Source organism: Bradyrhizobium ferriligni (assembly GCF_056837965.1).
In genome coordinates this window covers 1-22501 of the sequence record NZ_JBXEJO010000043.1, presented here as the reverse complement: position 1 = coordinate 22501, position 22501 = coordinate 1, and the positions used below count along the sequence as shown (strand labels likewise).

Sequence of the window (22501 nt, the reverse complement as noted above, 5' to 3'; positions counted from 1 at the left end):
GAGAAGCCGCATTAGCTCGCGGCGTACCAACCTTCAGGAAATGGAATCAGCGGCCACGGCGCCTGGTTGTCATTGGCCGCGCGCGGTGGCGGCTGAATGCGGGGCGAGGGCTGAGCCACAAGATCCTCCTGAGCAATGGGCGCGATCGCCGTTCGTACGGCGTCCAGCAGCAGATCAAATTCGATTTCGCTCATCGCGCTCTCCGAGGTTCGAGAGCGCCATGGTCGCAAAACAGTCTTCGGTCCGGATTGAGCGATTCGTTCGAATTTTATGAAAAGAACGATGGCGCCCGCGTTGGTTAATAAATCGTTGGTGACCCCTTCGGGAACCTAGGTCCGCGTGGCCGCACCTCATGTGAGACAGATCACATCTTGCGAAAAACTCTGCCCGGAATTCCCGGCAATACTCTTAGCCGTCAAATATCGCAGGAATTTTAGGGAGCCGTGACAATGAGGGCATACATCGCGGGATATTCGTTGATCGCATGCCACCTCGATCCTCGGCTCTTGCTGACATGGTTTCACCAGTGGGCAGCGTTGGGCGCTGCGGGCAGCTCCCGGACAGCGCAAATCGTCGACACCCGCTGTCTATCGCCTCTAGCCGGAGGAAATTCCCGACGTCTGCGCGCCGTTATGTCAGCCCGGCCAGGTGTGCGGCAGCATGGACTTGAACTGCGTCAGCGCCTGCCGCGCCTTCCTCGGTGGCAGCGTGATCGCGTGACGCACGGCGGCCGCGATCAGTGTCATGGTCAGTGCTGAAAAGGTGGCGACGGTGGCAGTCGGCATGTCGGGCGCAATCCGCATGACCGCATCGGACAACAGACCGGAGAGCGCGGCCATGTCGTCCGCATCGAGCTTCTGCAGGGCGCGGTCGGCTTGCGTCGCCTGCCAGATGTCGCGCATGACCGGCTCGCGCATGAACATCTCGTAGTAGCTGTCGACGATCCGGCAAAGCGCCGGGTGCAGGTCGCGCGCCGTCGTCACGGTGGCCAGATCGCGTCTGACGCAATCGCGCCCGACCGCGTTATGGCGTTCGGCCAGGGTGCCGATGATCGCGGCCTTGTCCGGGAAATATTGATAGAGCGAGCCGAATGCGACGCCGCTGCGCGCGACGACGTCGCTCATGCGGAAAGCCTCGCTGCCCTTTTCCGCCATGATCTCGGTCGCGCAGGCGAGGATGCGCTCGAAGCGCTCGCGGCTGCGCTGCTGGGTCGGGGCAAGCCGCGCCAGCCCGGGCAGGGGGACTTCCGCAGGCGCGGCCTTTCGTCTCGACATCTCTCTTCCCTGCGATCGGGGTTGACGGCTCTAATACGAGAGTTTATCGCATTTCACAAATACGAGTATATCTCGCATTTGGAGGCGGAACGATGCGCCAGATCCTGACCTCGGGCTTGCTGTGGTTTTCCGCGCTCGGCTGCGGCCTGCTCGCCGGGCTCTATTTCGCGTTCTCGGCTTTCGTCATGACCGCGCTCGGCCGCATCGATCAGGCCGCCGGCATCTCGGCGATGAACGCGATCAATGTCGATATCGTCCGCTCGCCGTTCATGCCGGTGTTCCTCGGCACCACGCTGTCCTGCGCCGTGCTGGTCGTGCTCGGCGGGCTCAGATGGCAGGAGCCGGGCGCGATTGCGATGATTTGCGGCGGCGGCCTCTACGTGGTCGGCATGTTCGTCGTCACTGTCGTCTTCAACGTTCCCCTGAACGATCAGCTTGCGGCTACCGACCCCGCGGGCGCTTCGGCGACATCGGTCTGGGCGCGCTATCTGACCGACTGGACCTTCTGGAATCATGTGCGGACCATCGCCTCGCTGGCCGCGAGCGCGCTGTTCATCGTTGCCATCGCCGGCCGGTAGCCAGCCCCGTTTGCGCGAGGAGCCGGGCCGTGCTGCCCGAGACCAGAATCATAGGCGCGCCCCGATCGCCGCGCTGGCGGTGTTTCCAGGCGCCCGCAGGGGCTGCGACCGGGCCGGCGGGCTGGGCATGTACCAAGCCGGGCGATGGGTAAGCCCTTGTATCGCAGAGGCTTACCGTGCGCGCTAAAGTTTCGCCGGAGGGGCCATTTGGTTCTTTGCAAGGCCGAAAGGCTTTGTTATACGCTGCCCGCGCGCGAACGGATGTTCGCCTATTCCTCGGTAGCTCAGCGGTAGAGCATTCGACTGTTAATCGAATGGTCGCTGGTTCGAATCCAGCCCGGGGAGCCAGTTCGGTCTGGCCCCATCACACTCATCAACAATCACAAGCCCGTGGTCCGCATCGGACAGGCCGAAACGTCGTCAAATCGACTCAATAGCCGTCGAGACTTGTTCTCGCCGGGTCTTGAGAGGTGATTTTGATGGCCATTAACCTGATCGACCTGTCGATGCCGCAGCCGACGCTGGTTCCGAATGATGCCCCTGACATCAGTGACGATGAGTGCGTCCGGCGGCTCGCGAGGGCCGTCGAGGAGCATGATTCCGAGCATCTCGATGAAGTGGCCCGCCTGATCGGCCGGCTCGCCGTCACGATCGAATAGAGCGCGCCGTGGAGCGCGTTTTGGGAGCGCGTTTTGCACGCCAGCGGCGTGTTGCGTTTTGGCGGAGCTTGTTCCAAAAGATGGCCCTGTTCTAGCTTCTCCAGCGGCAAAGCCGCGACTTGCAGGGTCTCCGCCAATGACCGGTTTTTCGACCGCGCGCCAGTATATGGTCGATGGTCAGGTGCGTCCGAGCGACGTGACCGATGATCGTATTCTCGATGCCATGCTGACCGTGCCGCGCGAGGTCTTCGTGCCGGCCGGCAAGCAGGCGCTGGCCTATCTCGACCTCGACCTCGATGTAGCCGAGGGCGGTGCGACGAGGCGCTGCCTGATCACGCCGGCGCTGCTCGCCAGGATGCTCCAGGCCGCCGAGATCAAGGCCACCGACCGCGTCCTGGTGGTCGGCTGCGCGACCGGTTACGCCGCCGCCGTCGTGGCGCGCTTTGCCGCAGACGTCAGCGCGACCGAAAGCGATCCGGCGCTTGCCGCAAAGGCGGCCACGGCCTTCGCCCAGCTCGGGATCCAGAATATCACCGTCAAAACGGCTGCGGCCGCCGACGGCGATGCCGCGGGTGCCCCGTTTGACGTCATTATCCTCAATGGTGCGACGGAGATCGTCCCGACCGGGCTGTTCGGCCAGCTCAAGGAGGGGGGCCGGCTGGTCGGGGTATTCGGCCTGTTGCCGCCGCCGCGCGCCACCCTGGTGACGCACTCCCACGGGGATTTCGGCCACCGCGAGCTGTTCGACGCCTCGGCCCCCGTTTTGCCCGGATTCGAGCGGCTTCCCGCCTTCGTCTTCTGACGCTATCGCGGCGCACCGCCTGATAAAATCCCGTTCCGAATCAGAAGTGTGGCCCGTTTGCCCCATGTGAAGAGTTTCGACCGTGTTCCGTTGCGGGGTAGTTCCGTTGGCCCTAGCTGCGGACTAAGGTGAGGCGGGACTCACTTCGACTGAAGCGACCGCCGGACTGATTTGCGTGTGGAGACGGCGACTACAATGATTGGATTTCCGGGGATGCGTGGGGTGAAGGTTGTCACCGCGGCTGCGACTGCCGTCCTTCTGTTGGCGGAGATGGGCCCTGTGCCCGCACTCGCCGATACAATCGAGGCCGCTTTGGTGCGGTCCTACCAGAACAATCCCCAGCTGAACGCGCAACGCGCGCAGGTGCGGTCAACCGACGAGAACGTTCCGCAGGCACTGTCGGGCTACCGCCCGAAAGTCGCACTGACGGCAAGCGCGGGGTACCAATACACCGATACGCTGACGACACAGGGTGGCGACTCGAACAATCTTGTCCGCACCGGAATCCATGGCGCCAACGCGCCGCGCAGCGCAGGCCTCACGGTCAACCAGTCGCTGTTCAACGCGCAGACCGCGCCCAGGGTGCGCGCGGCGGAAAGCCAGGTCTCGGCGGCCCGCGAGGGCCTGCGTGTGCTCGAGCAAACCGTGATCCTGAGCGCGGCCACGATCTACATGGACTTTCTCCGCGACTCCGCCATCGTCGAAGTTCAACGCAGCAACACGCGCGTGCTGGAACAGACGCTGAAGCAGACCCAGGATCGCTTCAATGTCGGCGAAGTGACGCGCACCGACGTCGCGCAGTCCGAAGCGCAGCTTGCGGCTGGCAAAACCCAGCAGCTCACCGCCGAATCGAACCTGACGACGACGCGATCGAATTTCCGCCGCATCATCGGCAACGAGCCGCAGAATCTCGCGCCGGGCTCGCCCGTTGACCGGTTTCTGCCAACGACGCTTGCGTCCGCCGTCGAACTCAGCCTGACCCAGAATCCGAACGTCACGTCGGCGATGTACGGCGTCGACGTCAACTTCCTGCAGGTCAAGGTCAGCGAAGGTGCGCTGTTCCCGTCGGTCAACCTGCAAACGTCCGTGCAGCAGCAATACGAGCAGACCATGATCAGCCAGCGCGCATTCAGCGCGGGAACGGCGGTCCAGCTGTCGGTGCCGCTCTACCAGGGCGGTGCGGAATACTCGCTGATCCGCCAGTCCAAGGAATCGCTGGCGCAGCAGCGCCTTGTGCTCGAACAGACCCGCGACCAGGCGCGCGCCAACGTCGTCACCGCATGGGGCCAGCTGGTCGCCGGCAAGTCGCAGGTGGCATCGGCACAGGCGCAGGTGACCGCGTCGGAGATCGCCCTGAACGGCGTGCGCGAAGAAGCCAAGGCCGGTCAGCGCACCACGCTCGACGTGCTCAACGCACAGCAGGCGCTCGTCAACGCGCGCAACGCGTTGGTCACCGCGCAACATGACCGCGTCGTCGCGTCTTATAACGTGCTGAGCGCAGTTGGCCGCCTGTCGCCGCAGGTGATGGGCCTTTCGACCAACGTCTACGATCCGAGCGTGCATTACCAGCAGGTTCGTGACAACTGGGCCGGCGTCCGCACGCCCGACGGCCGCTAAACACCTTCGCATCATCATCGCTTGTCGCGTCATGTTTGTGGTTCTGAGTTAATCAGGACCACAAACAGGCGCGTTTGCTTGCATTCGATAATTGGCCTGACATACCGTTTTGTCGGGCAGCAAGGCGATTCGCGGCGCGCCGGCGTAGCGTGATGACAGGTGCGACGCCACCTGTGATCACGCTGCATTGGGCGACACGAGGCTTGCACAAGGCCTCGGGCGGGCTTGATCTGGGGACAAGTCGGGCGGGAGCAATGAAAATCTCCGCCCGCATCATCGGAACCGGCGAATCCTCTCGGGCTTGATGTAGAATCGTTTCGATGTGGAGTCGGAGATGACGCAACCTGCGAAGGTCCAAGAGCCCTCGATGGAGGAGATCCTGGCGTCGATCCGTCGCATCATTGCCGATGACGAGGCGAAGCCGGCCGCGGCCGAGAAGGCTGCCGCTGCAGCGCCGCCGCCGAAGGTCGAGCCAGCACCAGCAGCCAAGCCCGCGATGAAGAGCCCGCCGCCCGCAGCGCCATCGGCCGCGAAGGCCGCCGCGCCCGCGCCGAAATCACCGCCGCCTGCGCCAGCGCCGGCGGCCAGCAACAGTCAGGACGACATCGACTCGCTGCTCGCCAGTCTCGACGAGGCGACGCCCGCAGCCGAGATCAGGCCGTCGCCGCAGCCCGCAGCCCAGCCCGAAGCCGACGTGTTCGAACTCACCGACGAGATGGCGCTGCCGGATCCGGCGGCCGCGCCGTCGTTCCGCAAGGTCGAGCCGCAGGACGACCTCGAGTTCACGGAAGCGCGGAGCCGGGCGCCGGAACCGGCCAGGGAGCCGCCGGCGATCGAGAGCGCGCCCATGCAGCAGATCATCTCGGGAACCACGATGCGGGCCGTCGAGTCGGCCTTCAATTCGCTGGCCAACACCGTGCTGAGCAACAATGCGCGGACGCTTGAGGATCTGGTCAAGGAGATGCTGCGGCCGATGCTGAAGTCCTGGCTGGACGACAATCTGCCCGGGCTGGTCGAGCGGATCGTCAAGGCCGAGATCGAGCGGGTATCCCGCGGGCGTTAGCTCCGCCGCGGGCGCTAGCTCCGCCGCGGGTGCGAGGCTGGCTCCCGCCGTCGGGTCTGGCAGCCCTCATTCAGCTTCCCAAATGCCCTAAACGCCGATTTGACGTGCCGGTCCGGTTGACTTGGTGCGCTCCGGCGGCTTTCTAGCCTTTTCCATGGTCCACAGCGCATTGTCATGATCGAGAAAAACTACCAGCCCGCCGATATCGAGCACCGCATGGCCCGGATCTGGGAGGAGAGCGGTGCGTTCAAGGCCGGCCGGCCTGAACGCAAGGACGCCGCGCCTTTCACCATCGTGATCCCGCCGCCGAACGTGACCGGCTCGCTGCACATGGGCCACGCGCTCAACAACACGCTGCAGGACATCCTGTGCCGCTTCGAGCGGATGCGCGGCCGCGACGTGCTGTGGCAGCCCGGCACCGATCATGCCGGCATCGCCACCCAGATGGTGGTCGAGCGTCAGCTGATGGAACGGCAGGAGCCCGGCCGGCGCGACATGGGCCGCGCCAAGTTCCTCGAGCGGGTCTGGCAGTGGAAGGCCGAGAGCGGCGGCACCATCGTCAACCAGCTCAAGCGTCTCGGCGCCTCCTGCGACTGGTCGCGCGAGCGCTTCACCATGGACGAGGGCCTGTCGCGCGCCGTCGTCAAGGTGTTCGTCGAGCTGCACCGCGATGGCCTGATCTACAAGGACAAGCGCCTGGTCAATTGGGACCCGAAGCTGCTTACCGCGATCTCCGACCTCGAAGTGCAGCAGGTCGAGGTCAGGGGCCATCTCTGGTACCTGCGCTATCCGATCGAGGGCCGCAGCTTCAGCCCCGAGGATCCGAAATCGTTCATCGTGGTCGCGACGACGCGCCCCGAGACGATGCTTGGCGACACCGCGGTCGCGGTGCATCCGGACGACGAGCGTTATACCGATCTGGTCGGCCACCACGTCATCCTGCCGCTGGTCGGCCGCAGGATTCCGATCGTCGCCGACGACTATTCCGATCCGGAGAAGGGCTCGGGCGCGGTCAAGGTGACGCCGGCGCACGACTTCAACGACTTCGAGATCGGCAAGCGTCACGGCCTGCCGCAGATCAGCGTGCTCGATCAGGAAGGCAGCCTCAGCCTAGTGGGCAACGAGGACTATCTTCGCGGCCTGCCGATGGGCGCCGACGAGTTCGCCGCCGAGTTTGACAAGATCGAGCGCTTCGCGGCGCGCAAGAAGATCGTCGCACGGTTGGAGGAGTTCGGCTTCCTCGAGCGCATCGAGCCCAACACCCACATGGTGCCGCATGGCGACCGCTCCGGCGTTGTGATCGAGCCGTATCTGACCGACCAGTGGTATGTCGACGCCAAGACGCTGGCGCAGCCGGCGATCGCGGCGGTGCGCTCGGGCGAAACCACGTTCGTGCCGAAGAACTGGGAAAAAACCTATTTCGAGTGGATGGAGAACATCCAGCCCTGGTGCATCTCGCGCCAGCTCTGGTGGGGCCATCAGATCCCGGCGTGGTACGGACCCGACGGCAAGGTGTTCGTCGCCGAGACCGAGGAAGAGGCGGTCGGCCACGCGCTCGGCTATTACGTCGAGCAGGAAGTCATCACGCCGGAGCAGGGCCACGACATGGCGGTCGACCCCGCCAAGCGCGAGGGTTTCATCACGCGTGACGAGGACGTGCTCGACACCTGGTTCTCGTCGGCGCTGTGGCCGTTCTCGACGCTGGGTTGGCCGGACGACACCCCGGAGGTCGCGCGCTACTACCCGACCAACACGCTCGTCACCGGCTTCGACATCATCTTCTTCTGGGTCGCCCGCATGATGATGATGGGCCTCCATTTCATGAAGGAGGCGCCGTTCTCGACCGTCTACATCCACCGCCTCGTCCGCGACGAGAAGGGCGCCAAGATGTCGAAGTCGAAAGGCAACGTCATCGACCCGCTCGGCGTGATCGACGAATACGGCGCCGACGCGCTGCGCTTCGCGCTGACCCGCGAGGCGGCGCAAGGCCATGACATCCGCCTGTCGCCGCATCTGGTCGAGACCAACCGCAATTTCGCGACCAAGTTCTGGAACGCCTGCCGCTTCGCCGAGATGAACGAGTGCGTCAAGCCGGACGGTTTCGATCCGAAGGGTGCAAAGGAGACGTTGAACCGCTGGATCGCGCACGAAACCTCGCGCGTCACCCGCGAGGTCACCGAGACGATCGAGGATCATCGCTTCAACGATGCCGCGGGCGCGATCTACCGCTTCGTCTGGAACGTGTTCTGCGACTGGTATCTTGAGCTCGCGAAACCCGTGCTGATGGGCGAGGAGGGCGCGGCCAAGTCCGAGACCCGCGCCATGATCGCCTGGACCCGCGACGAGATCCTCAAGCTGCTGCATCCGTTCATGCCCTTCATCACCGAGGAGCTGTGGGCGGTGACCGCAAAGCGCGACGGCCTGTTGGTGCTGGCGTCCTGGCCGCGCAAGTCGGGCGTGACCGGCGAGCAGCTGGCCGCGATCGCAACCGCCGGTCCGGTGGTCGATCCGATCATTCCGCCGGTCATTGCCGCGCTCGACGCCGACGAGTTCAGCGATCCCGCGGCTGAGGCCGAGATCGGCTGGGTGGTCGATCTCGTCACCGCGATGCGGTCGGTGAAGGCGGAAATGAACATCCCGCCGTCGACGCTGACGCCGCTGGTGATCGCGGGCGCCTCCGCCGAGACGCGTGATCGCGCGCAGCGCTGGAGCGACACCATCAAGCGGCTCGCGCGATTGTCGGATATCTCGTTCGCCGACCACCCGCCGGAAGGCGCGGTGCAGCTCCTTGTCCGCGGCGAGGCGGTCGCGCTGCCGCTGAAGGGCGTGATCGATCTCGCGGCTGAACGCACGCGGCTGGAGAAGGAGCTCGGCAAGGCCGACGCCGACATCAAGCGGGTCGATGCCAAGCTCGCCAATGAAAAGTTCGTCGCCAACGCGCCGGAAGAGCTCGTCGAGGAAGAGAAGGAAAAGCGCGCGGCAGCAATGGAGCGCCGCGCCAAGATCCTCGAGGCGATCGAGCGGTTGAAGAAGGCGTCATAGCTGATAACGCCGTGGCGCTCAAAACCGCTTGCTGAGGAATTTCGATCCCTTCAGCCCGTAGCGCCAGGGCAGGTCGACGGCCTTGGTGATGCCGATCCGCACCCCGGTGATGATGTCGGGTGCTTCGGTCCGCGCATGGAGCGCGATCGGGGCGCGGTCGAGCGGCAATTCGCTGTGCGAGATGGTGATGCCGAGCGCCTCGCAGAGCTTGCCCGGCCCCGAGCACAGCGCGCGCGGGTCCTCCAGCCCGCGCCGCCGGCGCATCGCCGCGAGCCCGTGGGTCGGCTCGAGCGCGCGGATCAGCACGGCGCTGGCGGAGCCCGCTTCCTCGCAGACGAAATTGACGCACCAATGGATGCCGTAGGAGCGGTAGACGTAGGAGAAGCCCGGCGGGCCGAACATCACCTGGTTGCGCGGGGTCGGCCCGCGGTATGAATGCGCCGCCGGATCGGTGTGATGATAGGCCTCGACCTCGGTGATGATGCCGCCGGCGCCGCCGACCAGGAAGGTCGCGCCGATCAGGTCGGGGGCGACCTCGTGGACGCTGCGATCGAGGAAGGAGCGTTTCAGCGGCTTGCCGAGGCGCGGCGCGGTCGCGCGGATAGATCGGGGTTTTTGAGCCATTTTGAGGTGGGAATCGGCATGGAACGGACCGCAAGACTGCCAATATATCGGCTGACCTGCTAGGGTCGCAGGGCGGGTTGCGAGCCGCGTCAACACCGATTAGCTAAACCCTTGGTTCGGAGCATGATCTCCAGCGCAAACCCGTTCCGGGTTTGTCGCGGGAAAACCGGTCTCCACTTTTCCGGATCATGCTCCCGCGACTTGCAGGCACAAATGGTCACCATCGTCGACACCATCTCCACCACTCAGCTCCGCCCGCGGCACCCCGAAAAGGTGAACCGGCCGGATGCCGTGTCGCCGCCGAAGCCGGACTGGATCCGCGTCCGTGCGCCGAACACGCGCGGCTATGCGGATACGCGCCGGATCGTGAAGGAGAATGGCCTCGTCACGGTGTGCGAGGAGGCGGGCTGCCCCAATATCGGTGAGTGCTGGGACAAGAAGCACGCCACCTTCATGATCATGGGCGACACCTGCACGCGCGCCTGCGCGTTCTGCAACGTCAAGACCGGCATGCCCGGCGCGCTCGAGGCGAGCGAGCCGGAATACGTCGCGGAGGCAACCGCCAAGCTCGGGCTCAGTCATGTCGTGGTCACCTCGGTCGACCGCGACGATCTTGCCGACGGCGGCGCCGAGCATTTTGCAGAGACGATCCGCGCCATCCGCGCGCGCTGCCCGACCACCACGATCGAGATCCTGACACCGGACTTCCTGCGCAAGGACGGCGCGCTGGAGCGCGTGGTCGCGGCCAAGCCCGACGTCTTCAACCACAATCTGGAAACCGTGCCGTCGCGCTATCTGACAGTCCGTCCCGGCGCCCGCTATTTCCATTCGATCCGGCTGCTGCAGCGGGTCAAGGAAATGGACCCGACCATCTTTACCAAGTCCGGCATCATGGTCGGCCTCGGCGAGGAGCGGCACGAAGTGCTGCAGGTGATGGACGATCTGCGCTCGGCCGAAGTCGATTTCCTGACCATCGGCCAATACCTGCAGCCGACTCGCAAGCATCACGCCGTGATGCGCTACGTGACGCCGGACGAGTTCGCAGGCTACGAGCGCGTCGCCTATACCAAGGGCTTTTTGATGGTGTCGGCGAGCCCGTTGACGCGCTCGTCGCATCACGCCGGCGAGGATTTCGCCAAACTGCAGGCGGCGCGCACGGCCCGCGGCCGCTAGATTTTTGTAAGCGGCGGTAAGCCGGCGCCGTCACGCGCCGTTGCTTGATCGGGCCTTGATCGAATCTTGACCGAACCTTGACCGAACCTTGGACTGGACCAATGCAGCGCGTTCTGGTGATGGGATCGTCGGGATCCGGCAAGTCGACCTTTGCGCGGCGGCTGTCCGCGATGACAGGGATTCCGGCCGTGTCGATCGATGCGCTGTTCTGGAAACCGGGCTGGGTCGAGTCGGGCAGGGACGAATTCGAGCGCCGCATGACCGAAGCAGCCCGGGCGCCGCGCTGGATCATGGATGGGAACTACATGAGGCATGGTGCAGGCGAATTGCGCCGGGAGCTCTCCGATACGATCATCTGGTTCGACCTGCCGCGGTCGACCTGCATGCTCGGTATCTTCAGGCGGATTGCCGGGAGCTATGGCCAGGTCCGCCCCGAGATGGCGGAAGGCTGCCCCGAGAAGATCGATCTCGAATTCTTCCGCTACGTCTGGACCTATCGCCAGCAGCAGCGGCCGAAGCTGATCGAGTATTTTGCCGGCTTGCGGCCCGATCAATCGCTGGTCTGCTTCACCGATCGGGCGCAGGCGGATGATTATCTGAAGCGCCTCGCACTCGGGCAAAACCGTGCGAGTATCCACTGATGCCACGATTCTCAAGCAAGCGGCGGGTCCGCCACACCGCACCTCAAATGTTCGATCTGGTCGCCGACGTCGAGCGCTATCCCGAATTCGTGCCGCTGTGCCAGTCGCTCAAGATCCGCCAGCGCACGCCCAAGGACGACGGCACCGAGGTCGTGGTGGCGGACATGACGGTGTCCTTCAAGCTGGTGCGGGAAACCTTCACCAGCAGGGTGACGCTCGACCGTCCCAATCTGAAGATCCTGGTCGAATATCTGCGCGGCCCGTTCAGCAATCTGGAGAATCGCTGGAGTTTTGAGCCGAAGTCGGAAGCCGAATGCGATGTCGGCTTCTTCCTGAACTACGAATTCAAGAGCCGGATGCTGGCGATGCTGATGGGCTCGATGTTCGACGCCGCGTTTTCACGCTTTGCCGCGGCGTTCGAGAAGCGCGCGGATCAGGTCTACGGCAAGCCGCAGCTGTCGACGTAGCGAAGCCGTCTCGTTTGCTTCCCTGGAACGCAAATGCCCGGCACGAGGCCGGGCACGACGGATGATGCGGGAGACTGTTCGCTGACTTACGGGCAGGATCGCCGCACGCCGCCGGATGCGATGTAGGTGCCCGAAGCCGGGTCGTAGGAGCGGAATCGCTGGGAGCAATAGGCGTCGTTGTTGGCCTTCGCCTGACTTGCCGCGATGGCGCCGCCGATGATCGCGCCGGCCGCAAGCCCGCCGATGATCGCCGCGCCGTTACTGCCACGATCGCGATAGTAGCCACCGCGGTAGCCGTACCCGCCGCGATAGCCGTAACGCGGACCACCGTGCCAATGACGATACTGCACATGCTCGACGGAGGTAGGCTGGTCCTGCAATCGTGCGGGAGCGAGTGGTGCGGCGGACGACGGCGCAACAGTCGACAGCGTCATGGCGCCAGCGCTGATAGCGGCCACGACCAAAGTTCCCAACTTCATCATTTTCTCCTTGTTGTGGGATTTTGCTGTTGAACGAACAATCGAAACAGCAGAGTTGGAACAACATAAAGCGGCGAAGCCGCGTCAGAGTTCCATTTTAGGTAGGCGTCACTGGGCCGCAGTTGACACAAGTCAGTGTAGGGCGGGCCGTGGCGCGACCCGACTTTGAGTGGGGCCTATCCGCGCGGCGGCCGGCGGCGTTTCGCGGCGTGGCTCCGCGGCGAGCGGGCCACCCTTGGCCGCAACCGGCTGGCGGCCTCGCGGCGCGGCTTGGCGGCCTGCGGTGGGCGCGCAAGCTCCATCAGCATGCGCAATGCTTCGACCACGGAGCGCTGCCGCACCGTGCTGCGGCCGATTGCGCCAAATCGCTGCTCACGATGAATGATGCGGCCGTCGCGCGCAGCGACGGCGAAATGCACCAGGCCGACCGGCTTGCCCGGCGTCGCACCGCCAGGGCCCGCGATGCCGGTGATCGAGACCGCAAGGTCGACGCCGGCCTTTTCCAGCGCGCCGATCGCCATCGCGGTCGCGGTTTCCTTGCTCACCGCGCCGAACGTTTCCAGCGTGGCGGCCTTGACGCCGAGCATGACCCGCTTGGCCTCGTTCGAATAGGTCACGAAGCCGCGGTCGATCACATCGGAAGAGCCGGGGATGTCGGTGAGCGCACCCGCGACCAGGCCGCCGGTGCAGGATTCGGCGGTCGCGATGGTCAGCTTGCGCATCCGGCACAGGTCGAGCAGCGAGCGGGAGAGGGCACGAGCGTCGCTGCCGCCCATGTCAGGCACTCCGGCCTTTATCGTCCCAGCCTTTATCGTCCCAACCTTTATCATCCCAAGGGAGACGGACCGTGGCACTCGCGGTCGCCGCGATGCCTTCCTCGCGGCCGGTGAAGCCGAGCCGCTCGCTGGTGGTGGCCTTGACCGCCACGCGCGAGATATGGACGCCGGAGATCTCGGCGATCTTCGCCCGCATGGTGTCGCGCAACGGTCCGATCTTCGGCCGCTCGCAGATCAGTGTCACTTCGAGATTGGCGATTCGTCCGCCACGCGCGGTGACGCGCTCGACCGCGTATTTCAGAAACTGGTCGGAGGAGGCGCCTTTCCACTTGGCGTCGCTCGGCGGGAAATGCGAGCCGATATCGCCGTCGGCCAGCGCGCCGAGGATCGCGTCGACCAGCGCATGCAGCCCGACATCGCCGTCGGAATGGGCCAGGAATCCTTTCGTGTGCGGCACGCGCACGCCGCAGATCATCACATGGTCACCGTCGCCAAAGGCGTGCACGTCGTAGCCGGTGCCGGTTCTGATGTCGCCGAGTTGGCTTGCGAGCCGCGCTTCCTCGCGCACGAAATCCTCGGGTGTGGTGAGTTTCATGTTGGCAGCATCACCTTCAAACGTCGCAACCGTCAATCCCGCCCACTCGGCAAGCGCCGCATCGTCGGTGAAATCGGAGCGGCCCTCGCGCGCTGCGCGACGATGCGCCTCCAATATTACGTCGAAACGAAAAGCCTGCGGTGTCTGCGCGATCCGCAGGCGCGCGCGCTCCGGCGTCGCCTCGACGTCGCCGGCGTCGCCGGTGAGCTTGATCGTGTCGGTGACGGGAATCACGGGGATCGCAGCTCCGGTCCGGCCGGCCGCGGCGATCGCGCGCGAGATCACGGCTGCGGTGACGAAGGGGCGCGCCGCGTCGTGGATCAGCACGATGTCCGGCTTCTCGCTTGCAAGCGCCTCAAGACCGGCATGGACCGAGGCCTGCCGGGTCGCGCCGCCCGGCGTCGGCGGCCGATGACGGAGGCCTGCAACCGCGTCATCGAAAAGCGCAGTGTCGTCAGGATTGACCACAGGCTGCACCGCAAACACGTCCGGGTGTCCGGAGAACGCCTCCATGGCGCGGTAGATCACCGTCTGTCCGCCGATCGTCCGGTATTGCTTCGGCCCGCCTGCGCCGGCGCGCAGTCCACGGCCGGCTGCGACAAGAATGGCTGCGGTACGCTCAGGCTTCGGCATTTTGAACCAGTGACAGACGAATCGGGGATGAGGGGGACGGCGAGGATCGCCGCGCACAGCCCTTAGCATGACCGCTGCGCAAAAACAGAGCGTTTGCCGATGACTGTGGGAAAAGCAGATTTTGTTGCAGTGCACCTGCACTGATGGTAGGAATGTCTAAACCGTAGGCATGAGCCTTGACTGCACAAGAATTGTGCGCAGAATAGACGACGTCAGCTGCAATGGCGTGGCTGACAGAACGACGAGACGGCTGTGACCGGCGTGCAAAGTACTCCTCGTAACCCATTGAAGATCGGCGATATTGCTGTCGCCAACCGGGTTCTCCTCGCGCCCATGTCCGGCATTACCGATGCGCCCTTCCGGCGACTCGCTGCCACTTTGGGCGCCGGCCTGGTGGTCTCCGAGATGACCGCCAGCAACGATCTGGTGAACGGCAAGCCGATGTCGAAGCTGCGTTGCGAGGCAGCCGGGGTCGGGCCGCATGTGGTCCAGCTGGCGGGCTGCGAGACCCACTGGATGGCGGAGGGCGCGCGGATCGCCGAAGGCGCCGGCGCCGACGTCATCGACATCAACATGGGCTGCCCGGCCCGCCACGTGACCGGCGGCCAGTCCGGCTCCGCCCTGATGCGCGACCTCGACCATGCGATCACGCTGATCGAGGCGACACTGTCGGCGGTCAAGGTGCCGGTCACGCTGAAGATGCGGCTCGGCTGGGATGACCGCTCGCTGAATGCGCCGGAACTGGCGCGCCGCGCCGAGGCTGCCGGCGTGCAGATGATCACCGTACATGGCCGGACCCGCTGCCAGTTCTACAAGGGCGAGGCGAACTGGAACGCCGTGCGCGCCGTCAAGGACGCCGTCACCGTCCCGGTCGTGGTCAACGGCGACATCACCTCGTTCGACAAGGCTGTCGGCGCGCTCGAGATGTCGGGTGCCGACGCCGTCATGATCGGCCGCGGCGCGCAGGGGCAGCCCTGGCTGCCGGGACAGATTGGCCGCCGCCTGGAGACCGGGGTTGCCGAGGCCGCGCCGTCGCTCGCCGAGCAGCTCAAGCACATTCGCGCGCTCTATGACGAGGTTTGCAGCCACTATGGCCTGCGCATCGGGCTCAAGCATGCGCGCAAGCACCTCGGCTGGGCGTTGGAGGCTGCTGCGGCCTATAGCTGCGCACCGGCCGCGACACTGAAGACCTGGCGGCAGGCGATCCTGACCGCGGAAGAGCCGTCCAGCGTGCATCGCTCGCTCGCCGACGCCTACGACGATTTTGCCTGGAGTGCTGCCGCATGACGTCAGCCATGGAATTCCGCCGGCCGGTGCCGACTGACGGGGAGGCCATCCTCAATGCGCTGCCCAATCCGGTGCTGCTGGTCGCACCCGACGGGCGGATCGTCGACGCCAATATCGCAGCCGAATCCTTCTTCGAGATATCGACCCAGTTCCTGCGCCGGCAGTCGCTGAAGGAGCTGGTGCCGTTCGGCAGCCCGCTGCTGGCGCTGATCGAGCAGGTGCGGACAAGCGGCTCGCCGGTCAATGAATACAAGGTCGATCTCGGCACGCCGCGGATCGGCGGCGATCGCCAGGTCGATCTGCACGTCGCGCCGCTGACCGAGCGGCCCGGGCATATCGTGGTGATGCTGCAGGAGCGCACCATCGCCGACAAGATGGATCGGCAGCTCACCCATCGCAGCGCGGCGCGCTCGGTGATCGCGCTGGCGGCGATGCTCGCCCACGAGATCAAGAACCCGTTGTCGGGCATCCGCGGCGCGGCGCAGCTTTTGGAGCAGCAGGCCTCCTCCGAGGACCGGCTCTTGACACGGCTGATCTGCGACGAGGCGGACCGCATCGTGACGCTGGTCGACCGCATGGAAGTGTTCGGCGACGACCGCCCGGTGGCGCGCGGCCCGGTCAACATCCATTCCGTGCTCGATCATGTGAAGCGCCTGGCGCAGTCCGGCTTTGCCCGCAATGTGCGCTTCATCGAGGATTACGATCCGTCGTTGCCGCCGGTGCTGGCCAACCAGGACCAGCTGATCCAGGTGTTCCTCAACCTCGTCAAGAACGCGGCCGAGGCGGTCGCCGATCTCGGCACCGATGCGGAGATCCAGCTCACCACGGCGTTCCGGCCGGGGGTGCGGCTGTCGGTACCCGGCAAGAAATCGCGGGTCTCGCTGCCGCTGGAATTCTGCGTCAAGGACAACGGCTCGGGCGTGCCGGAAGACCTGCTGCCGAATCTGTTCGACCCCTTCGTCACCACCAAGCAGACCGGCAGCGGGCTCGGCCTCGCGCTGGTCGCCAAGATCGTCGGCGATCACGGCGGCATCATCGAATGCGAGTCGCAGCCGCGCAAAACCACCTTTCGCGTGCTGATGCCGATGTACAGCGCCGCCAAACAACTCGACCAAAGCAACCGCGATGACGTTCCGGGTACGTCCTCGCCTGCCTCTCAGGATGCACGATGAGGAACACCAATGCCTGCAGGTAGCATACTTGTCGCTGACGACGACACCGCCATCCGGACCGTCCTGAACCAGGCGCTTTCGCGCGCCGGCTATGAGGTGCGCCTAACCGGCAACGCCGCAACGCTGTGGCGTTGGGTCAGCCAGGGCGAGGGCGATCTCGTCATCACCGACGTGGTGATGCCCGACGAGAACGCGTTCGATCTCTTGCCGCGGATCAAGAAGATGCGGCCGAATTTGCCGGTCATCGTGATGAGCGCGCAGAACACCTTCATGACCGCGATCCGCGCCTCCGAGCGCGGCGCCTACGAATACCTGCCGAAGCCGTTCGACCTGAAGGAGCTGATCACCATCGTCGGCCGCGCGCTGGCCGAGCCGAAGGAGCGGGTCTCCAGTCCCGCCGACGACGGCGAGTTCGACTCGATCCCGCTGGTCGGCCGCTCGCCGGCGATGCAGGAAATCTACCGCGTGCTGGCGCGGCTGATGCAGACCGACCTCACCGTGATGATTTCGGGCGAATCAGGCACCGGCAAGGAGCTGGTCGCGCGTGCGCTGCACGACTATGGGCGGCGCCGCAACGGCCCGTTCGTCGCGGTCAACATGGCGGCAATCCCGCGCGACCTGATCGAATCGGAGCTGTTCGGCCATGAGCGCGGCGCATTCACCGGCGCCAACACCCGTGCCTCCGGCCGCTTCGAGCAGGCCGAGGGCGGCACGCTGTTCCTCGACGAGATCGGCGACATGCCGATGGAGGCGCAGACCCGTCTGCTCCGCGTGCTGCAGCAGGGCGAATACACCACGGTTGGCGGCCGCACCCCGATCAAGACCGACGTGCGCATCGTTGCCGCCTCCAACAAGGACCTGCGCATCCTGATCCAGCAAGGCCTGTTCCGCGAAGACCTGTTCTTCCGCCTCAACGTGGTGCCGCTGCGGCTGCCGCCGCTGCGCGAGCGCATCGAGGATCTGCCCGACCTGATCCGGCACTTCTTCTCGCTCGCCGAGAAGGACGGCCTGCCGCCGAAGAAGCTCGACGCCCAGGCGCTGGAGCGGCTCAAGCAGCACCGCTGGCCGGGCAACGTCCGCGAGCTGGAGAACCTCGCCCGGCGGCTTGCCGCGCTCTATCCGCAGGACGTCATCACCGCTTCCGTCATCGATGGCGAACTGGCGCCGCCCGCGGTCACCTCGGGCAGCACGGCGACGGTCGGCGTCGACAATCTCGGCGGCGCGGTCGAGGCCTATCTGTCCTCGCACTTCTCCGGCTTCCCGAACGGCGTGCCGCCGCCGGGCCTCTACCATCGCATCCTCAAGGAGATCGAGATCCCGCTTCTGACCGCCGCCCTGGCGGCGACCCGCGGCAACCAGATCCGGGCCGCCGACCTGCTCGGATTGAACCGCAATACCCTGCGCAAGAAGATCCGCGACCTCGACATCCAGGTCTACAGGAGCGGCGGGTAGAGGTTGACGGGGCCGGCACGGGCCCCGCTACCGTTATTGAGTAGTCACGAATGGTTTTGGGGACACGGCGCCGCACCATGGGTTTGCGCCGCGGAAATGTCGCAATTCGGCAACATTGTGATATGATTGCATCAGTTCGCAATTCCCGCGGGCGATCGCTCTCAGCTCAATTGCCGGTATGACCAGCGCAGAGACCACCGCTTCAACATTACGCGCCCCGTCGGCCGAGCCCAATGCAAAGGCGCGGGGCTTCCCGCTGCGGCGCTGGCTGGCTCCGTTCGCTGTGGCCATCGCGCTGCTGTCCGCCTTCCTGACCTTCGTGGTGCTGACCGGGCTGACCCCGATCGAGCCCACGTCCGAGGTGGTTCGCTCCTTCCTGATGATCAATGCCGGCACCATCCTGCTGCTGGTCGGCATCATCGTCCGGGAAGTCTGGCAGATGGTGCAGGCGAGGCGGCGCGGCCGGGCCGCGGCGCGGCTGCATGTCCAGATCGTCGGCCTGTTCTCGGTGATCGCAGTGCTGCCCGCCGTGCTGGTGTCGATCGTGGCCAACGTCACGATTGAGCGCGGCCTCGACCGGCTGTTCTCGGGGCCCACCAAGCAGGTGATCCAGAACTCGCTGACGATTGCCAGCGCCTACATGCAGGAGCACGCCCAGCTTATCAACGGCGACACGCTGGCGATGGCCAACGATCTCGCCCATGCGCGGCCGCTCTACGACCAGGACCGCATGACGTTCCTGCAGCTGATGACGGCCGGCGCCGAGTCGCGCAATCTTCCGGTCGCGGTGTTGATGGACAAGGACGGCAAGATCGTCGCCAGCGCCGAAACCGGCGTTCGCCTGAACTACGAGGCGCCCCCGCCCGATATCCTGAAGGACATCAACGAGACCGAGCCGAAGATCTCGGTCTTTCCGGAAAACTACGTCGCCTCCGTGGTCCGCCTGCGGGCCTATGACGACATGTTCCTGTATGTGGCGCGGCTGCTCGATCCGGCGGTGGTCGCCCAGCTCAAGCAGACACAGACCAGCGCCGCCGAATATGCCCAGCTCGAGACCCGCAGGCTCGGCATCCAGGTCGCGTTCGCGCTGATGTTCGCGGTGATCGCGCTGACCATCCTGATGGCCTCGGTGCTGATCGGGCTGAACTTCGCCAACGGGTTGGTGTCGCCGATCCGCCAGCTGATGGGCGCGGCGAGCGAGGTCTCGACCGGCAATCTCAATGTCCAGGTGCCCGTCAACAAGTCGGAAAGCGACCTCGCGCTGCTCGGCGAAATCTTCAACAAGATGACGCAGGAGCTGCGCACCCAGCGCAACGAGCTGGTCGATGCCAGCGAAACCATCGACAGCCGCCGCCGCTTCATCGAGGCGGTGCTGTCGTCGGCCTCGGCCGGCATCATCGGGGTCGACGCCTCAGGCACCATCGGCGTCCTCAACCGCTCGGCGGAAAAGCTGATCGGCCACGCCGAGTCGGAGACGCTCGGCCATCCGCTCTCGGACGTGCTGCCCGAGCTCGACGAGATGATGAAGACCGCGCGCGAGGGAACCCAGCGCCTGGTGCAGGGGCAGGTCACGATCCTGCGCGACGGCCATGAGCGCAATCTGTCGGTCCGCGTCTCGGCCGAGCAGACCAGCCAGTCGCGCGACAGCTACATCATCACGCTCGACGACATCACCGAACTGGTGTCGGCGCAGCGCACCTCGGCGTGGGGCGACGTCGCCCGCCGCATCGCCCACGAGATCAAGAATCCGCTGACCCCGATCCAGCTCTCCGCCGAGCGCATCCGCCGCAAGTTCGGCAAGACCATCACCGAGGAGAAGGACAAGTCGATCTTCGAGCAGTGCACCGATACCATCGTGCGCCAGGTCGACGACATCAGGCGGATGGTTGACGAGTTCTCGCGCTTTGCGCGGATGCCGAAGCCCGTGATGGAAGGCGAGGACGTCGCCGACGTGGTGCGCCAGGCGGTGTTCCTGATGAAGGTCGCCCATCCCGATCTCGACATCGAGGCCGACATCAAGCAGTCGCCGCTGCCGGCGCAGTTCGACCGCCGGCTGATCTCGCAGGCGCTGACCAACATCATCAAGAACGCCACCGAGGCGATCGAGCAGGTGCCGCGCGAGGAGCTCGGCAAGGGCCGCATCGACGTCGTGGCGCAGCGCGAGAACGACGACATCCTGATCGACGTCGTCGACAACGGAATCGGCCTGCCCAAGGTCGCCCGTGCGCGCCTGCTCGAGCCCTATGTCACGACGCGAGCGAAGGGCACCGGCCTCGGCCTGGCGATCGTCGGCCGCGTTCTGGAGGACCATGGCGGCCGCATCGAGCTCAAGGATGCCTCCGATTTCCGCGACGGCCAGCGCGGCGCCTGGATGCGGCTGCGCTTTGCCGTCACGGGCCAGGCGGCCAAGCCGGAGAGCAAGTCCGAAGGCAAGGACCAAAAACCGGACGTCAAACCGGACAAGACCGAACCGGACAGTGAAAAAAATCCGCCGGAGGAGCCGACCAACAGCCCGGCACAAGCGACCAACAATGAACCAAAAATCCAAGAACCGACCCAAGAACCAATCCAAGATCCCGCTGATCAAGGGCCAAATAATCAAGAGCCAAATGCGCAACAGCCAAAATTCAAAGCCGCGACGAGCGACTGACAAGGCAGGTGTAACCCATGGCAAGTGACATTCTGATTGTCGACGACGAAGCTGACATTCGCGACCTCGTTGCGGGTATTCTGGACGATGAGGGGTTTTCCACGCGCACCGCGCGCGACAGCGATTCGGCGCTCGCCGAGATCGCCAACCGCCGGCCCAACCTGGTCTTCCTCGACATCTGGCTGCAGGGCTCCAAGCTCGATGGCCTGCAGCTGCTCGAGCAGATCAAGAAGGACAATGCCGATCTGCCCGTGGTGATGATCTCGGGCCATGGCAACATCGAGACCGCCGTCGCCGCGATCAAGCGTGGCGCCTACGACTTCATCGAGAAGCCGTTCAAGTCGGATCGGCTGATCCTGGTCGCGACCCGGGCGCTGGAAACCTCGCGGCTCCGCCGGGAGGTGAAGGAGCTCAAGCAACTGGCACCTGCGGCGAGCGTCCTGACCGGCCGCTCGGCCTGCATGAACCAGCTGCGCCAGACCATCGACCGCGCCGCCAAGGCCAACAGCCGCATCCTGATCGTCGGTCCCTCCGGCGCCGGCAAGGAGCTTGCCGCGCGCACGCTGCACCATGCCTCCGGGCGCGCCGAGGGGCCGTTCGTGGTGATCAATGCGGCCGCGATCACGCCGGAGCGCATGGAGATCGAGCTGTTCGGCATCGAGGGAGCGAACGGCGAGCAGCAGCGCAAGGCCGGCGCGCTCGAGGAGGCGCATGGCGGTACGCTGTTCATCGACGAGATCGCGGACATGCCCCGCGAGACCCAGAACAAGATTCTGCGCGTGCTGGTCGATCAGACCTTCCAGCGCCAGGGCGGCACCAGCAAGGTCCATGTCGACGTCCGCATCATCTCCTCGACCGCGCGCAATCTCGAGGAGGAGATCGCAGCGGGCCGCTTCCGCGAGGACCTCTATCATCGCCTCTCGGTGGTGCCGATCCGGGTGCCGCCGCTGTCGGAGCGGCGCGAGGACATCCCCGAGCTGATCGACTATTTCATGGACCAGATCTCGGCCGCCACCGGCCTGCCGAAGCGGCAGATCGGGCAGGACGCGATGGCGGTGCTGCAGTCGCATGTCTGGCCGGGCAACGTCCGGCAGCTCCGCAACAATGTCGAGCGCGTGATGATCCTGGCCGGCGGCGGGCCGGAGGCGATCATCACCGCCGACATGCTGCCGCAGGATGTCGGCTCGATGGTGCCTGCGATGCCGACCTCCAACAATGGCGAGCACATCATGGGCCTGCCGTTGCGCGAGGCGCGCGAGGTGTTCGAGCGCGACTATCTGATCGCCCAGATCAGCCGCTTCTCCGGCAATATCTCGCGCACCGCGGAGTTCGTCGGCATGGAGCGCTCGGCGCTGCATCGCAAGCTGAAGGCGCTCGGGGTCGGCTGACCCCGGCGCGGCAGGCCGGCAGTCCGCCGGCGGCTCGGAGCGAAGCCCCGGCGGTCACCGCCGGGGAGCCGACAGGCGGCTCTCGGGGGCGGTTTGGATCGATCGGCGGGGCGAGGGTGGGGCCGGTAC

The 22501-nt window shown here is 65.4% G+C and carries 20 protein-coding genes and 1 tRNA gene; 15 read left to right on the top strand and 6 right to left on the bottom strand.

The genetic code is table 11. From position 1 onward, the window contains the following. Positions 1–11: 11 nt before the first annotated feature. Both AC1VNY_RS24765 and AC1VNY_RS24760 read right to left on the bottom strand, forming a co-directional pair. Complete coding sequence (locus tag AC1VNY_RS24765; protein ID WP_482407128.1) at positions 12–194, bottom strand: hypothetical protein; 183 nt, start codon at positions 192–194, stop codon at positions 12–14. A 441-nt stretch (positions 195–635) separates the two neighbouring features. Further along, positions 636–1274, bottom strand: a complete 639-nt coding sequence (locus AC1VNY_RS24760) for a TetR/AcrR family transcriptional regulator (protein ID WP_482407127.1) — start codon at positions 1272–1274, stop codon at positions 636–638. A gap of 92 nt (positions 1275–1366) precedes the next feature. On the opposite strand from AC1VNY_RS24760, the gene AC1VNY_RS24755 reads away from it, so the two are divergent. The 7 genes from AC1VNY_RS24755 to AC1VNY_RS24725 all read left to right on the top strand — a co-directional run bounded on the left by AC1VNY_RS24755 (position 1367) and on the right by AC1VNY_RS24725 (position 9035). Beyond that, the gene (locus AC1VNY_RS24755) at positions 1367–1852 is read left to right on the top strand and encodes an anthrone oxygenase family protein (protein ID WP_482407126.1); all 486 of its coding nucleotides are present in this window, start codon (positions 1367–1369) and stop codon (positions 1850–1852) included. Positions 1853–2125: 273 nt separating this feature from the next. Continuing rightward, positions 2126–2200, top strand: a tRNA-Asn gene (locus AC1VNY_RS24750). Between the two features lie 131 nt (positions 2201–2331). Further along, positions 2332–2511: a hypothetical protein gene (locus AC1VNY_RS24745; protein ID WP_016842100.1), complete on the top strand. Its 180-nt coding sequence runs from the start codon at positions 2332–2334 to the stop codon at positions 2509–2511. A 136-nt stretch (positions 2512–2647) separates the two neighbouring features. Beyond that, positions 2648–3313 carry a protein-L-isoaspartate O-methyltransferase family protein gene (locus tag AC1VNY_RS24740; protein WP_482407125.1) on the top strand — a complete coding sequence of 222 codons (666 nt, stop codon included), beginning with the start codon at positions 2648–2650 and terminating at the stop codon, positions 3311–3313. A gap of 213 nt (positions 3314–3526) precedes the next feature. Beyond that, positions 3527–4930 (top strand): TolC family outer membrane protein, encoded by a 1404-nt coding sequence (locus tag AC1VNY_RS24735; RefSeq protein WP_411781128.1) that lies wholly within the window; start codon positions 3527–3529, stop codon positions 4928–4930. 334 nt (positions 4931–5264) lie between these two features. Beyond that, positions 5265–5993, top strand: coding sequence for a PopZ family protein (locus AC1VNY_RS24730; RefSeq protein WP_482407124.1), 729 nt, complete (start codon positions 5265–5267; stop codon positions 5991–5993). 174 nt (positions 5994–6167) lie between these two features. After that, the gene (locus AC1VNY_RS24725; RefSeq protein WP_482407123.1) at positions 6168–9035 is read left to right on the top strand and encodes a valine--tRNA ligase; all 2868 of its coding nucleotides are present in this window, start codon (positions 6168–6170) and stop codon (positions 9033–9035) included. Positions 9036–9053: 18 nt separating this feature from the next. Here AC1VNY_RS24725 and AC1VNY_RS24720 read toward each other — a convergent pair whose 3' ends face one another. Next, complete coding sequence (locus tag AC1VNY_RS24720) at positions 9054–9659, bottom strand: DNA-3-methyladenine glycosylase (protein ID WP_482407122.1); 606 nt, start codon at positions 9657–9659, stop codon at positions 9054–9056. Positions 9660–9872: 213 nt separating this feature from the next. Here AC1VNY_RS24720 and lipA point away from each other — a divergent pair, with 213 nt between their 5' ends. From lipA to AC1VNY_RS24705, 3 genes are all read left to right on the top strand, one after another. Next, positions 9873–10832: a lipoyl synthase gene (gene lipA / locus AC1VNY_RS24715; protein WP_038386732.1), complete on the top strand. Its 960-nt coding sequence runs from the start codon at positions 9873–9875 to the stop codon at positions 10830–10832. Between the two features lie 101 nt (positions 10833–10933). Further along, positions 10934–11473, top strand: a complete 540-nt coding sequence (locus AC1VNY_RS24710; RefSeq protein ID WP_482407121.1) for a P-loop NTPase family protein — start codon at positions 10934–10936, stop codon at positions 11471–11473. Continuing rightward, the gene (locus AC1VNY_RS24705; RefSeq protein ID WP_028339778.1) at positions 11473–11940 is read left to right on the top strand and encodes a type II toxin-antitoxin system RatA family toxin; all 468 of its coding nucleotides are present in this window, start codon (positions 11473–11475) and stop codon (positions 11938–11940) included. Before AC1VNY_RS24710 ends, AC1VNY_RS24705 begins: the two co-directional genes overlap by 1 nt. Positions 11941–12026: 86 nt before the next feature. On the opposite strand, the gene AC1VNY_RS24700 is transcribed toward AC1VNY_RS24705, so the two are convergent. The 3 genes from AC1VNY_RS24700 to AC1VNY_RS24690 form a co-directional block, all read right to left on the bottom strand. Then, positions 12027–12422, bottom strand: coding sequence for a BA14K family protein (locus AC1VNY_RS24700; protein WP_482407120.1), 396 nt, complete (start codon positions 12420–12422; stop codon positions 12027–12029). Between the two features lie 173 nt (positions 12423–12595). Next, a complete protein-coding gene (locus tag AC1VNY_RS24695) occupies positions 12596–13195 on the bottom strand; it encodes a CinA family protein (protein ID WP_038386736.1) in 600 nt (199 codons plus the stop codon). Position 13196: 1 nt separating this feature from the next. Then, positions 13197–14423 (bottom strand): bifunctional 2-C-methyl-D-erythritol 4-phosphate cytidylyltransferase/2-C-methyl-D-erythritol 2,4-cyclodiphosphate synthase, encoded by a 1227-nt coding sequence (locus tag AC1VNY_RS24690; protein WP_482407119.1) that lies wholly within the window; start codon positions 14421–14423, stop codon positions 13197–13199. Positions 14424–14708: 285 nt separating this feature from the next. Between AC1VNY_RS24690 and dusB the strand changes: the two genes are divergently transcribed. The 5 genes from dusB to ntrX all read left to right on the top strand — a co-directional run bounded on the left by dusB (position 14709) and on the right by ntrX (position 22372). After that, on the top strand, positions 14709–15710 hold the full coding sequence (dusB, locus tag AC1VNY_RS24685; RefSeq protein WP_482407160.1) for a tRNA dihydrouridine synthase DusB: 1002 nt from the start codon (positions 14709–14711) through the stop codon (positions 15708–15710). Continuing rightward, the gene (locus AC1VNY_RS24680) at positions 15707–16882 is read left to right on the top strand and encodes a two-component system sensor histidine kinase NtrB (RefSeq protein WP_026192783.1); all 1176 of its coding nucleotides are present in this window, start codon (positions 15707–15709) and stop codon (positions 16880–16882) included. The genes dusB and AC1VNY_RS24680 overlap by 4 nt, the downstream gene beginning before the upstream one ends. 9 nt (positions 16883–16891) lie before the next feature. Then, a complete protein-coding gene (ntrC, locus tag AC1VNY_RS24675) occupies positions 16892–18334 on the top strand; it encodes a nitrogen regulation protein NR(I) (RefSeq protein WP_021079341.1) in 1443 nt (480 codons plus the stop codon). Between the two features lie 178 nt (positions 18335–18512). Then, positions 18513–20984: a sensor histidine kinase NtrY-like gene (locus tag AC1VNY_RS24670; protein ID WP_482407118.1), complete on the top strand. Its 2472-nt coding sequence runs from the start codon at positions 18513–18515 to the stop codon at positions 20982–20984. Between the two features lie 17 nt (positions 20985–21001). Then, positions 21002–22372, top strand: a complete 1371-nt coding sequence (ntrX, locus tag AC1VNY_RS24665) for a nitrogen assimilation response regulator NtrX (RefSeq protein WP_482407117.1) — start codon at positions 21002–21004, stop codon at positions 22370–22372. The last annotated feature ends 129 nt before the right edge of the window (positions 22373–22501 follow it).